This is a genomic window from Janthinobacterium sp. GW822-FHT07A03, from assembly GCF_058798815.1.
In genome coordinates, this window is the sequence record NZ_JBXAKW010000002.1 from 264,016 (window position 1) to 277,075 (window position 13,060).

At 59.4% G+C, this 13,060-nt stretch carries 7 protein-coding genes and 1 tRNA gene; 6 read left to right on the top strand and 2 right to left on the bottom strand.

Going from position 1 to position 13,060, the window contains the following annotated elements:
* Positions 1-116: 116 nt before the first annotated feature.
* Complete coding sequence (locus tag AC1RJW_RS07265) at positions 117-1,559, bottom strand: S41 family peptidase (protein ID WP_493044394.1); 1,443 nt, start codon at positions 1,557-1,559, stop codon at positions 117-119.
* A gap of 367 nt (positions 1,560-1,926) precedes the next feature.
* Between AC1RJW_RS07265 and AC1RJW_RS07270 the strand changes: the two genes are divergently transcribed.
* The 3 genes from AC1RJW_RS07270 (at position 1,927) to AC1RJW_RS07280 (ending at position 6,763) form a co-directional block, all read left to right on the top strand.
* Positions 1,927-2,148 (top strand): hypothetical protein, encoded by a 222-nt coding sequence (locus AC1RJW_RS07270; RefSeq protein ID WP_070289419.1) that lies wholly within the window; start codon positions 1,927-1,929, stop codon positions 2,146-2,148.
* A 220-nt stretch (positions 2,149-2,368) separates the two neighbouring features.
* Positions 2,369-4,444 (top strand): M13 family metallopeptidase, encoded by a 2,076-nt coding sequence (locus tag AC1RJW_RS07275; protein ID WP_493044395.1) that lies wholly within the window; start codon positions 2,369-2,371, stop codon positions 4,442-4,444.
* Positions 4,445-4,687: 243 nt separating this feature from the next.
* Entirely contained in the window at positions 4,688-6,763 is a 2,076-nt protein-coding gene (locus AC1RJW_RS07280) for a M13 family metallopeptidase (protein ID WP_493044396.1), read from the top strand.
* 295 nt (positions 6,764-7,058) lie between these two features.
* Here the strand turns inward: AC1RJW_RS07280 and AC1RJW_RS07285 are convergent, their stop codons facing one another.
* Positions 7,059-7,622 (bottom strand): c-type cytochrome, encoded by a 564-nt coding sequence (locus tag AC1RJW_RS07285; protein WP_070313075.1) that lies wholly within the window; start codon positions 7,620-7,622, stop codon positions 7,059-7,061.
* 199 nt (positions 7,623-7,821) lie between these two features.
* On the opposite strand from AC1RJW_RS07285, the gene AC1RJW_RS07290 reads away from it, so the two are divergent.
* The 3 genes from AC1RJW_RS07290 to AC1RJW_RS07300 all read left to right on the top strand — a co-directional run bounded on the left by AC1RJW_RS07290 (position 7,822) and on the right by AC1RJW_RS07300 (position 12,916).
* Positions 7,822-7,897 (top strand) — tRNA-Arg (locus AC1RJW_RS07290).
* 161 nt (positions 7,898-8,058) lie between these two features.
* The gene (locus AC1RJW_RS07295; protein ID WP_493044397.1) at positions 8,059-9,729 is read left to right on the top strand and encodes a DNA glycosylase AlkZ-like family protein; all 1,671 of its coding nucleotides are present in this window, start codon (positions 8,059-8,061) and stop codon (positions 9,727-9,729) included.
* A gap of 529 nt (positions 9,730-10,258) precedes the next feature.
* A complete protein-coding gene (locus tag AC1RJW_RS07300) occupies positions 10,259-12,916 on the top strand; it encodes a TonB-dependent receptor (protein ID WP_493044398.1) in 2,658 nt (885 codons plus the stop codon).
* Positions 12,917-13,060: the final 144 nt, after the last annotated feature.

Consider the following 13,060-nt stretch of genomic DNA (forward strand, 5'->3'; position numbering starts at 1 on the left):
CTGTAGAGAGTTTCGTGTTGCGGGGGAGGGGGAAGTGTGGCGGAAGATTGATTTTTGTCGCGTGGACGGCTGATCGGGGGGCATGGCGCCCCCCTCTGTGCTGCTGGCGCTGCTGCTTACTTCTTCTGTTCTTTCTTGACGTCGGCCTGCACCACCACCGGTTCGGCCTTGGCCAGCTGCACCGGCAAGCCCTTCAGGTGGTTCAGCGCCTGATGCAATTGAAAATCGTCCTTGCTGCCGAATTCCAGCGGCTTGCGGGTCTTTTCCAGGGCGATGATGCGCAACTGCTCTTCCATCTCGTCGTTGACGGGCGCGGCCTTGGTACTTTCTTGGTCGCGGTCGTTGCTCAGGTGCTTGGTCAGGTCCGCTTCGCGGATGCGCAAGCCGTTCAAGCCGTCGCCGTCCGCATTTTCATCGACCAGCAGGTCGGGCACGATGCCCTTGGCCTGGATCGAGCGGCCGTTCGGCGTGTAGTAGCGGGCCGTCGTCAGCTTGACGGCCGTATCTGCGGTCAGCTGGCGGATGGTTTGCACGGAACCCTTGCCGAAGGTTTGCGTGCCGATGATGGTGGCGCGCTTGTAGTCTTGCAGGGCGCCGGCGACGATTTCCGAGGCCGAAGCCGAACCCGTGTTGACGAGCACCACCAGCGGTACTTTCTTGATGGCGGCCGGCAATTTCGCCAGCGCATCGCCTTCCGAGCGGAAGGTATAGTATTCGGCGCGGCCGTAGAACACCTGTTTCGAGTCCGGCAGCTGGCCGTTGGTCGAGACGATGGCCGCGTCCTTCGGCAGGAAGGCGGCCGAGACGCCGATGGCGCCCTGCAGCACGCCGCCCGGATCGTTGCGCAGGTCCAGCACCATGCCCTTGATGTTCGGGTCCTGCTGGTACAGGGCCGTGATCTGCGCGGCCATGTCGTCAACGGTCGGTTCCTGGAATTGCGACACGCGCAGCCAGGCGTAGCCGGGCTCGACCATCTTCGCCTTCACGCTCTTTTGATGGATTTCCTCGCGCGTGATGGTGAACGCCAGCGGCTGCGGTTCATCCTTGCGGGCAATGGTCAGCGACACCTTGGTGCCAGGTTCGCCGCGCATGCGCTTGACGTTGTCGTCCAGGCTGACGCCCTTCACGGGCTGGCCATCGAGGCGGGTGATCAGATCGCCGGCCTTGATGCCGGCGCGGTAGGCGGGCGAATCCTCGATGGGCGAGACGATCTTGATGTAGCCATCTTCGCTCAGGCCGATTTCAATGCCCAGGCCGACAAACTTGCCTTCGGAGCCTTCGCGCAGCTCGGCGTAGGCTTTCTTGTCGAGGTAGGCGGAATGGGGGTCGAGCGAGGCGACCATGCCGGAAATGGCGTCTTCCAGCAGTTTCTTGTCTTCGACGGGCTCGACGTAATCGGACTTGATCAGGCCAAACACATCGGCCAGCTGGCGCAGCTCTGCCAGCGGCAGGGGCGGCTCGACGGTTTTTTGCGCCATGGCGGAAAATTGCAGCGACACGGCGACGCCGGCCACCACGCCCAGGCCGATCAAGCCGGTATTTTTGAGTTTGCCCATCATTGCACCTTTGCAGCTAGCGTGTCTTGCACAAGCGCCAGTCCCCGTGGAGCGGCGCTTTGTTGAAAGTATAGACCTGAATCTCTGCCGGCGTGGGCCGGCCGTGGAAAAAGCGTGCCTGGGCCCAGTCTACGCGCGAAAACGGGGCTGTCAGCTTGCCATATGTTGCAGTTTTGTATGCGATGTATAGTTCCTCTTGAAGGGAGTAAGCATTTGTAAGAGTCGAAAAAAAGCGTGTGCGGCGGCCCTATAGTGGACTCGCATTCTCGACCCGAAGTGGTTTTGCCTGCGTCCGCGGACGCAGGCTTTTTTTTGTCGGCGGCTTCAGGCTCATTTAGACTGGCGCCTCTTCCTTGGCAGCGGATAAAAAATGTTAACTGATTTGCAGGCACGTGCCGCGCTCACAGCGCTGATTGAAAAGTATCTGCGGGGGCGGGATCCTGATGCGGGCCTGCTGATCGACATCGTTCAGGATCCGTCACGGCAAGTGCCGATTCGAGGTGTGCTCGAAGATATCGGGCAGTTCAACGACACGCAGTTCACGCAACAGGAGCGGGCGCTGATCGACGACCTGCTGTATCTGTATGGATAGGCGCGCTATGCGCTTTTCCAGCCCACGCCATGCGCGCTGGACTGGATAATGAAAGTCCCTTGAGCCTGGCCGAACTGAGCGGCGATTCCCGGGCAGTTCCCGGGGCAATGATGGCCAAAAGGCATGGTCGCGTGCTACATTCCCGTAGCGCCCGGCGCGGCGGGCTATCCGCCCGCAGCTATCTGCCCGGTCTTTTTGACATGCCCCATAAGGACAATTCGTGAATCGCTATCTCTTAAGCAGTCTGACCCTGACCCTGTTGGCTGCGTTTGCGCATGCCGCCGAACCCGCATCCACCGTTGCCGCCCCGACCGTGGCCCCGGGCGCCGCGCCTGCCGCCGCCGGCGTCGTTTCCGGCATCGACGTGCAATACATCGACCCCGCCGTGCGCGTGCAGGACGATTTTTTCACCCATTTGAACGGCAAGTGGCTGGCCACGGCCGAGATTCCTGCCGACAAGTCGAGCTGGGGTTCGTTTGCCAAGCTGCGCGACGACACCACGCCACAGTTGCGCGGCATCATCGAGTCCACGCAACAGGACAAGAACAAGAAGGCCGGTTCCGAAGCGCAGAAAATCGGCGACCTGTACGCCAGCTACATGGATGAAGCCAAGCTCGAAGCGCTGGGCACGAAGCCGCTGGCAGGCGAACTGAACCGCATCCGCTCGCTGCGCGACAAGAAGGGCGTGCCCGCCCTGATCGCCCACCTGAGCCAGACGGGCGTGTCGACTCCGTACGCCGTCTACGTGGGCCAGGATGCGCGTGCCTCGACCAAATATGCGGCGTATGTGAGCCAAAGCGGCCTGGGCATGCCCGACCGCGACTACTACCTGGAAGCCAAGCAGGCTGGCGTCAAGGAAAAATACCAGGCGCACGTGGAAAAAATGCTGGCCATGGCGGGCGACAAGAACGCCGCCGCCCGCGCCAAGGCTGTTGTTGCCCTGGAAACATCGCTGGCCGAAGTGCAATGGACCAAGGTCGAGAACCGCGACCCCGTCAAGCGCTACAACAAGACCGACATCAATAAACTGAACGACCTGACCCCGGGCTACGATCTGAAGTCCGGCCTGGCCGCCCTGGGCATCGCCAACAAGGTCGATTACGTCATCGTCAACCAGCCGAGCTACCTGGCCGGCTACAACAAGGTGCTGGCATCCGCCGACCTGGACACCCTGAAAGCGTACTTCGAATGGCAGTTGCTGCGCAGCTACGCCAGCTACCTGTCGAAAAACTTCGTTGACGAGAGCTTTGCCTTCTACGGCACGGTACTGAGCGGCGTGACGGAAAACCAGCCGCGCTGGAAGCGTGGCGTGGGCGCCGTCGAAGGCGTGCTGGGCGAAGCCGTCGGTAAGCTGTATGTCGCGCAATATTTCCCGGCGGAGCGCAAGGCCCACATGCAGGAACTGGTGAAAAACGTGCTGGCCGCCTACAAGGACAGCATCGACACCCTGGACTGGATGAGCCCGGAGACCAAGAAGGAAGCGCAAGCCAAGCTGGCCAAGTTCACGCCGAAGATCGCGTATCCGAACAAATGGCGCGATTACACGAAGTTGCAGATCGTCCAGGGCGACCTGGTGGGCAACATGATGCGCGCCGCCAACTTCGGTTCCGCGCGCCAGGTGGCCAAGCTGGGCAAGCCGATCGACCGCGAAGAGTGGGGCATGACACCGCAAACGGTGAACGCCTATTACAGCTCGACGATGAATGAAATCGTCTTCCCCGCCTCCATCCTGCAGCCGCCGTTTTTTGATGCCAACGCGGACGACGCCGTCAACTATGGCGCCATCGGCGCCGTCATCGGCCATGAAATCAGCCACGGCTTCGACGACAAGGGCAGCCAGTCCGATGGCGACGGCAACCTGCGCGACTGGTGGACCCCGGCCGACCGCAAGAACTTCGCCGCCAAGGCCGACGCGCTGACCAAGCAGTACGACGGCTACAGCCCGTTGCCGGGCTACCACGTCAACGGCGCGCTGACCCTGGGCGAAAACATTGCCGACAACTCGGGCGTGGCGATTGCGTATAAAGCGTACAAGATCTCGCTGGGCGGCAAGCCGGCGCCCGTGCTGGACGGCCTGACGGGCGACCAGCGCTTCTACATGGGCTTTGGCCAGGTGTGGCGCAGCAAGATGCGCGAAGCGCAGCAGATCGTGCAGATCAAGACCGACCCGCATTCGCCGGGCCAGTACCGCGCGAATGGCACCATGGTCAACCAGCCTGGCTTCTATGAAGCGTTTGGCGTGAAACCGGGCGACAAGATGTATGTTGCCCCGGAAAACCGCGTGATCATCTGGTAACCGTCATCCGACACACCGATGGCGCTCATCATGTTGTCGGCTTACGCCCTCCGGGCTAAGCCGACCTACGCAATGTAAACGTTATCTTGTCACAACAAAAAAGATCACTTGCGTGGTCTTTTTTGCATTCTGGCCAAAGTTCTTTCTGTCATTTCGGCCGGTATGCTACAGTCAAAAACCGGGCCAGAAGCCCTGGGCCTTCTGCCCCTTATGTTTCCACACAATATAATATAGAGGACAACCGTGAATCGTTATTTGTTAAGTGCATTGACCCTGAGTTTGCTGGCCGGCGTGTCCGGCATGGCGGGCGCCGCTGATGCCGCCAAGAAAGCTGCTGCCGCTCCCGCCACGGCCGTCGCGGCCGCCGCGCTGACGTCCGGCATCGCCGTCGAATACGTCGACCCTGCCGTGCGCGCGCAGGACGACCTGTTCCAGCACCTGAACGGCAAATGGCTGGCGGAAACCGTGATTCCTGCTGACAAGTCGAGCTGGGGCAGCTTTGCTAAGCTGGCCGACGATACGCAAACGCAGCTGCGCGGCATCGTCGAAGGCGCTGCCGCCGACAAGGCCCGCGCGGCCGGTTCGAATGCCCAGAAAATCGGTGATTTCTATAACAGCTTCATGGATGAAGCCAAGCTGGAAAGCCTGGGCCTGACGCCCCTGAACGCGGAACTGGCGAAGATCGCCGCGCTGCAGGACAAGGCGGAGTTGCCTGCCGTCATCGCCCACTTCAGCAAGCTGGGCGTGACCTCGCCGTACGATTTCGGCATCCACCAGGATGCCAAGGATTCCACCAAATACGTGGCCGACATCGTGCAAAGCGGCCTGGGTCTGCCTGACCGCGATTACTACCTGGAAGAGGGCAAGGCCGACACGCGCGCCAAATACCTGGCCCACGTGGAAAAAATGCTCAGCCTGGCCGGCGACGCGAATGCTGCCGCGAATGCAAAAGCCATCCTCGCGCTGGAAACGGAGCTGGCCAAGGCGCAATGGAGCAATGTGCAGAACCGCGACCCCGTCAAGACCTATAACAAGGTAGAACTGGCGAAACTGGCCGCCGTGGCGCCAGGCTATGACTGGGCCCGCTACCTGAAGGACACGGGCATCGCCGGCAAGGTCAATTATGTGATCGTCAGCCAGCCCAGCTATCTGAAGGGGTTCGCCGAGATCGCCAACAAGACGCCGCTGGAAACGTGGAAAGCATACTTCCAGTGGCACTTGCTGCACGCCAACGCCGGCTACCTGCCGAAAGCGTATGTCGATGAAAACTTTGCGTTTTATGGCACCACCCTGACGGGCGTGACGGAAATGCGTCCGCGCTGGAAACGCGGCGTGGGCGCCGTCGAAGGCGCGCTGGGCGAAGCCGTGGGCCAGCTGTACGTCGAGCAATATTTCCCGGCCGAGCGCAAGGTGCGCATGGAAGCGCTGGTGAAAAACCTGATGACGGCCTACAAGCAAAGCATCGACAAGCTCGACTGGATGAGCCCTGTCACCAAGAAACAGGCGCAAATCAAGCTGGCCAAGTTCACCACCAAGATCGGCTACCCGAACAAATGGCGCGATTATTCGGGCCTGACGGTGGCGCCCGACGATTTGATCGGCAACATCCAGCGTTCGCACCTGCTCAACTACAACCGCGAATTGAACAAGCTGGGCCAGCCTATCGACCGTGACGAGTGGGGCATGACGCCGCAGACCGTGAACGCCTATTACAACCCGGAACTGAACGAAATCGTCTTCCCGGCCGCCATTTTGCAGGCACCGTTCTTTGACGCCAAGGCGGACGACGCCGTCAACTACGGCGCCATCGGCGGCGTGATCGGCCATGAAATCAGCCACGGTTTCGACGACCAGGGCGCCCAGTACGACGGCGACGGCAACCTGCGCGACTGGTGGACCAAGGCCGACCATAAAAACTTCGCCAAGAAAACCAAGCAGCTGGTGGCGCAGTACAACAGCTTCAGCCCCGTGAAAGGCCACTTCGTCAACGGCGAACTGACCTTGGGCGAAAACATCGCCGACAACTCCGGCGTGGCAATCGCCTACAAAGCGTACAAATTGTCGCTGAACGGCAAGCAAGCCCCCGTCATCGACGGTTTCACGGGCGAACAGCGCTTCTACGCGGGCTTTGCCCAGGTATGGCGCATGAAGATGCGCGAAGCGCAGCAACTGGTGTTGCTGAAAACGGACCCGCATTCGCCAGGCCAGTTCCGCGCCAACGGCACCATGCGCAACCAGCCAGGCTTCTATCAAGCCTTCGACGTGAAACCGGGCGACAAGATGTATCTGCCGCCGAAAGACCGCGTCATCATGTGGTAAGACGCTAAGTAATCCTCGGGAAATTAGTGTGAATTTATGACGAATAGAACCGGATGCTATGCAAGGCGCTCACTGCGACGCAGTGCGAGCACTGCTAGCAGCGAGCAACGCCGCAGAGCGCCGGTTATAGAAGTCAGAAATCACAATAATTTATTGGGGGTTACTTAGTTCAAGGCATAAGTTGCCAGCCGCCCCGCGCAAGCCGGGCGGCTTTTTTACGGCCTGATGTAACGCAAACGTCGGGCGAAAAAAAACCGCCCCTGCGGGCGGTTCCTCGATACGGGTGCTGCGCTGCTTACTTGGCAGGCTCGGCGGCTGGTGCACTGGCGCCGTCAGCGGCTGCGGCCGGTGCCGGCACTTCCGGTTCCTTGAACTTGCCGCCCGACGCGTTGGCGATATAGACCACGGCGCGCGCCACTTCCACATCGTCGAGGTCGGGATTGCCGCCCTTGGCAGGCATCGCGCGCAAGCCTTCGATGGCGTGTTTCAGGACCGTATCGTAGCCCTGGGCCAGGCGGGCCGACCAGCTGCCCGCATCGCCAAATTTCGGTGCACCGGCCACGCCGGCGCCATGGCAAGCCACGCAGGTGGCCGTGTAGACGGCTTCGCCGCTTTGCAGCACTTTCGGGCCGCTGGCATCCTTGAAGGTAAAGCCGGCGTTGGCCACGGGACTGAGGCGTTCGGCAATGGCTTCTGGCGACTGGCTGTCCGTCCCGGCGCCCGTCAGTTTTTGCGCCGTGACGAACTGCACCAGCAGGATGATGCCGATGACGGTGACGAGGAAGAAGCCCGCTACGGCGGCAAGCAATTGTTTAGGCGTTTTGATCGCTGATTGTTGTTCGTTATGTGCGTCGCTCATGATGTCCTTAGTCCAGATTTGAAACTGATGGCCGTGTAAGGTAGCATTTTTACATGCTTGTATGTAAACCTTTATGAAACCCACAATTATAGGCACAAAAATTGAGCAGTGACATGCAATTGCCGGCGATACGACAGTTTCCGTAGACGTAGGTAAAGAAAAACGGTATCCTTCGCATCACTTCAGAAATTCCCCCTACGCGGCTGTAGCTCAGTGGATAGAGTATTGGCCTCCGAAGCCAAGGGTCGTGGGTTCGATCCCCGCCAGCCGCACCAGACAAACCAAGACCTTGTGTTTTCCTTCCGGGTTCTTGCTGTTCATTGATTCATACTTTACATGGTTAGCCACATGTATGAATGTACGCGACATGCGTCATGATGTATCTTTCATGTAGCGATACCTTATTTTTCTATATTCAAGCTAAGAGCTACTGCAAATGATCCTCGAGCTACCGCTGGTCGAATCACTGACGGTCGAATTCAAGAGTGACCGTAAGCGCTTGCCTGATCGTGATCTGGTTGAATCGGTCATTTGCCTTGCGAATGCCGAGGGTGGGCAGTTATGGCTGGGAGTAGAGGATGATGGAACTCCGACTGGATTACACGCAGAACGTTTGGAGCTGACGGGGTTAGCGGGGCTTATCGCGGCCCGTACATCACCTTCTTTGGCGGTCAATTTCAAGGCTGTCATCGTGGATGAAGTTCGTGTTGCGTGTATCTTTGTTCCCAAGGCCCATGGTGAGGTAGCAACTACTTCTGGTACTTATCTCCGGCGCCGGATCAAGGCTGATGGACAGCCTGAATGTGTGGCCATGTTGCCGCATGATCGTGCCAGCCGGATCAGCAGCTTTGGTTTGATGGATGCTTCAGCACAAATAGTCGCAGGGGCATCCTTGAGCGATCTCGACCCATTGGAACGCGAGCGTTTGCGTCAGAGCGTACAGCAATATGGTGGTGACCGTGTGTTGCTGGAACTCGATGATGAAGCGCTTGATGGCGCCTTGGGGCTCACTTCGCGCTTGAGTGATGGCAGCCGGGCACCGACTTTGGCTGGCCTCCTACTCATTGGCCGGGAAACGGCATTGAACGAGTTGGTTCCCACGCATGAATTTGCTTTTCAGGTGTTGGCGCGCGAAGCCGTGACGTTTAATGAATTCCGCCGCTTCCCTTTGCTAAAAGCGTTAGATTGGCTGGAAACGAATTTCCGTCCCTATAACCCCGAACGGGAGATTCAAGTTGATCTCTTTCGTGTCCCGGTACCCAAAGTAGATTTTGGTGCCTTTCGGGAAGCTGTTGCAAACGCCTTAGTGCATCGTGATTATCATCGCTTGGGCGCAGTGCATGTTCGTATGGATGATGACGGATTGACGATCAGTAATCCAGGCGGTCTGGTGGATGGCGTCACGTTGGCAAATTTATTGACGACCGAGCCGCGACCGCGCAATCGAGCCTTGGCCGATGCCATGAAACGCATAGGCTTGGTTGAGCGTTCTGGTCGTGGCGTCGATAAAATTTATCGGGGACTGCTACGCTTTGGACGATCCGAGCCGGATTATCGCCGCACGGATAGCACCAACGTTGTCTTGCGTTTGGATACGAGGGATGGGGATGAAGCATTCCTCAAGCGTGTGATTGAAGAGGAAGGGCGTCGTGGTGGCGAGTTACCGATAGACAGTCTTATTGCCTTGGCCGCATTGCGTGGTATGAAGCGCATGACAACGGAAGAACTGGCGCTGCATATTCAGCGGGAAGCTGCTCAAGCCAAACGCACACTCGAGGCACTCGTTGAGGCCGGATTGGCACAGGCACATGGTACGGCTCGTGGCCGGACGTACACTTTGGCCGCTGGCTTGTACCGTGCTGAAGGTGATAAAGCCGCTTATACACGGCAAATGGGATTCAGTGGCCTTCAGCAGGAGCAAATGGTTTTGAGCTATGTACAGCAACATGGTTCGGTGCGGCGTGCCGAGGTGGCTGAACTATGCCGCTTGACTTCGCTGCAGGCGAAAAATTTGCTGAAGCGCTTGCGGGAGTCTGGGCAGCTCCTGCAGCGGGGGGAACGCCGTACTGCATATTATGTGCCAAATGATGGAGCGACATCGCTTTGATGATTTTTGGATTTTTTTGGATTTTTTTGGACTTCTTTGGACATCTTTGGATATCAGTATGTGATTTCAGCTGATTGATCTGCACCGTAACCCAACGACTACCCTGGCCGTTTGGATTGATGGGTACTGCGCCAATGTCAATAATGTCTGCACCGCTGTCTCCGACGAGGCCCGATTCTGGCCTGTGACAAGGCACCATCCGTCAGTACATACAAGGTATAAGGCCCATTCGGTGCCTGTCCAGCAATTACCATCGTTTTCCCTGAGCCTGTCTCCCACAGGGATACGATCTTCGCCAGACCCACAGAGGCTACTTCTGTATTCATCAATCCCGTCATTTTTTCCCCTGACGCCCCTGCCGTTGTCGCATTACAACCTCCAAACTCCTTCAGCCGCCGATATCAAAATTGATATCGAAACAGTGGAAAAATTGATTGGAGAGATTATCGGCCAGCCCCTAAGATAAGCGCCGAGCATGCGAACGACATGCAAGCAGCCTAAAAAATATCAATACAATATCTGGAGATTCATGATGCGCAACGCCACCGGCCCGCTCGCGGCCACTTTCCCTCGTCCATTCATGTTGAAGGCAGCCGTTGCGGCATTGGCCGGTATCGGCTTGCTGAGCACGGCTTCGGTCTGGGCGCAGGAGGCAGTGGCGGCCGATGCCGGTGCCGAGCCTGCTGCGGAAGTGTCGGTCGTGACCGTCAGCGGCGTGCGCCGCTCGGCACAGAATTCGCAGCAGATCAAGATGCGCTCGGATCAGGTCATCGATTCCATCGTCGCCGACGACATCGGCAAATTCCCTGACAACAACGTGGCCGAGACCCTGGCGCGCATTTCCGGCATCCAGATCCGCCGCGATTCGGGCGAGGCCAGCGCCGTCATGATCCGCGGCTTGCGCGATGTCACGACCCTGCTCAACGGCCGCGAACTGTTCACGACGACGGGCCGCTACGTCAACCTGGCCGACATTCCCGCCACCATGCTGCAGCGCGTCGACGTGTACAAGTCGCAAGGCGCGGACCAGGTCGAAGGCGGCGTGGCCGGCATCATCGACGTGCGCACGAATCGCCCGTTCGACTTCAAGGATTTCACGGCCAGCGTCAACACGCGCGCCGTCTACAGCGACAAATCGAAAGCCACGGACCCGAACATCAGCGGCATGGTGGCGAACCGCTGGAAGACGGGCATCGGCGAAGTGGGCGCGCTGCTGGGTCTGTCGCAGCAGCAGCACCGCTACCACGAGGAGCGCGCTTTCAGTACGGCGCCCGTGGATAAGAGTTTCCTGTCGCCGGGCTTGACGGGGCCGGACCAGGTGGGCTTGTTGCCGATCAAGGGCGACCGCCGCCGCAGTACCGCCAATGCCGTGCTGCAATGGCGTCCGAACGCCGACGTCGAACTGTATGCCGAAGGCATGGCCACGCGTTTCCTGCTCGACGCCGAGTCCGACTACTTTGTCGGCTTGCCTTGGTGGGGCACGCCCGTGTCGGCGACCAGGATTCCCGGCAGCAACCAGCTGCAAACCCTGACCTCGACCGACGTCAATACCATCATGTCGACGCAGGCGAACAAGAACCAGACGAAGACGCAGCAGTTTGCCGTGGGCGGCTTGTGGGATATCAACCCGGAATGGCGTTTCACGTCGGAAGTGGCCAGCACCAAAAGCACGTTCACATGGCGCAACCCCATCCTCGATGCCATCACGCAGGTGCCGAACGCCACCATCAATACCAACCAGAACGGTACCCTGCACGTCGACTACACGGGCATCGATCTGCAAGACCCGTCGAACTACTATCTGAAGGGCTTTTTCGACCGCTACGGTGAAGACAAGGGCAGCTCGAACGATGTGCGCGCCGACCTGGCGTACACGCCGAGCGCCGGCGGCATCTTCAAGGAAATCAGCGTCGGTTTGCGCGGCGTCAAGCGCGAAGCGGAATCGATCAAGAGTTTCGAGGGCAATGCGGAAGCACCGGACGTGTCCGGCGCCGCGTTTCCGTTCGGACGCCAGAGCGTGACCTCGATTCCGGGCCTCAATTGCCTGTCGGAACCGATGTCTGGCGGCGGCCCCGATTATGGCTTGAAGCAATGGTACACGCCGTGCGCCAGCTTCCTGCTCAATAACACGGGCACCGTGCGCCAGGCCGTCACGGGCAGCAGCGCGGCGCGCGCCATGGACCCGGGCTCGTTCTTCAAGGATACGGAAAAGACGTATTCCCTCTATACCAAGGCGAAGATCGCCTTCAAGCTGGGCGCCTACCCCGTCGACGGCACCGTGGGCGTGCGCGTGGTGCGCACCGAACAAAGCCTGCAAGGCAATACTTCCGAGGATGGCGTCTACACGCCCGTCATCAGCGACACGGCCAGCACCGACGTGCTGCCCAGCGTGGCCCTGAAAATCAAGCTGCGCTCCGACCTGGTCGGCCGCTTTGCCGCGGGCCGCACCATCAGCCGGCCAGGCTTTTCCCAGCTGAACCCGGGCGTGGCCCTGGTCAACTCGACGGAAACCGTGAAGGCGACGGGCGCGGGCGGCAATCCGAACTTGAAACCGGTGACGGGCGATAATGTCGATGCGGCGCTGGAATGGTATTTTGCGCCAGCCGGGTCCGTCACGGCCACCGTGTTCCACCACAAGTTCGACGGCTATATCCAGCAGCGCATCGCCAGCGAAACCATCGGTGGCAAGACCTACGACGTGGACCGCCCGTACAACACGGCTGCCGGCAAGCTGCAGGGCCTGGAAATCGGCTACCAGCAGTTTTACGACGGCTTGCCCGGCATCCTGAACGGCCTGGGCCTGCAGGCGAACGGTACCTACATGAGCGGCACCACCGACGACGAGACGGGCAGCCATGCCATCACGGGCGTGTCGCGCTATTCCTACAACCTGGTGTTGCTGTATGAAAAAGACGCCTGGTCGGGCCGCCTGGCCTACAACTGGCGCTCGAAATTCATCGACAGCTACAACCAGGGCGGCCCCGGCCTGGACTTGAAAGTGGCGCCGACGGCCCAGCTCGACGGTTCGCTGTCGTACAAGATCAACGACCAGTTCACCGTGACCCTCGATGGGAATAACTTGCTCGACACCAAGTTCAAGGATTACTGGAACGAGCCGGGCGTGTATGCGCGCGATACGCGGCGCTATGACCGCACGGTCGGCCTGTCTTTACGCTGGAAGATGTAAAACGTCCATGGCTGCGTTGCCTTGCCTCGCCGTACTCCTCGTACTGTCTTCGGCAACGCGCCTTGCCCTGAACGTTTTACATGAGTGAAAAAGCAGTATCCAAGGGCGTTGCCATGGTTTCGGCCGGCAACGCCCCTGTCAGTT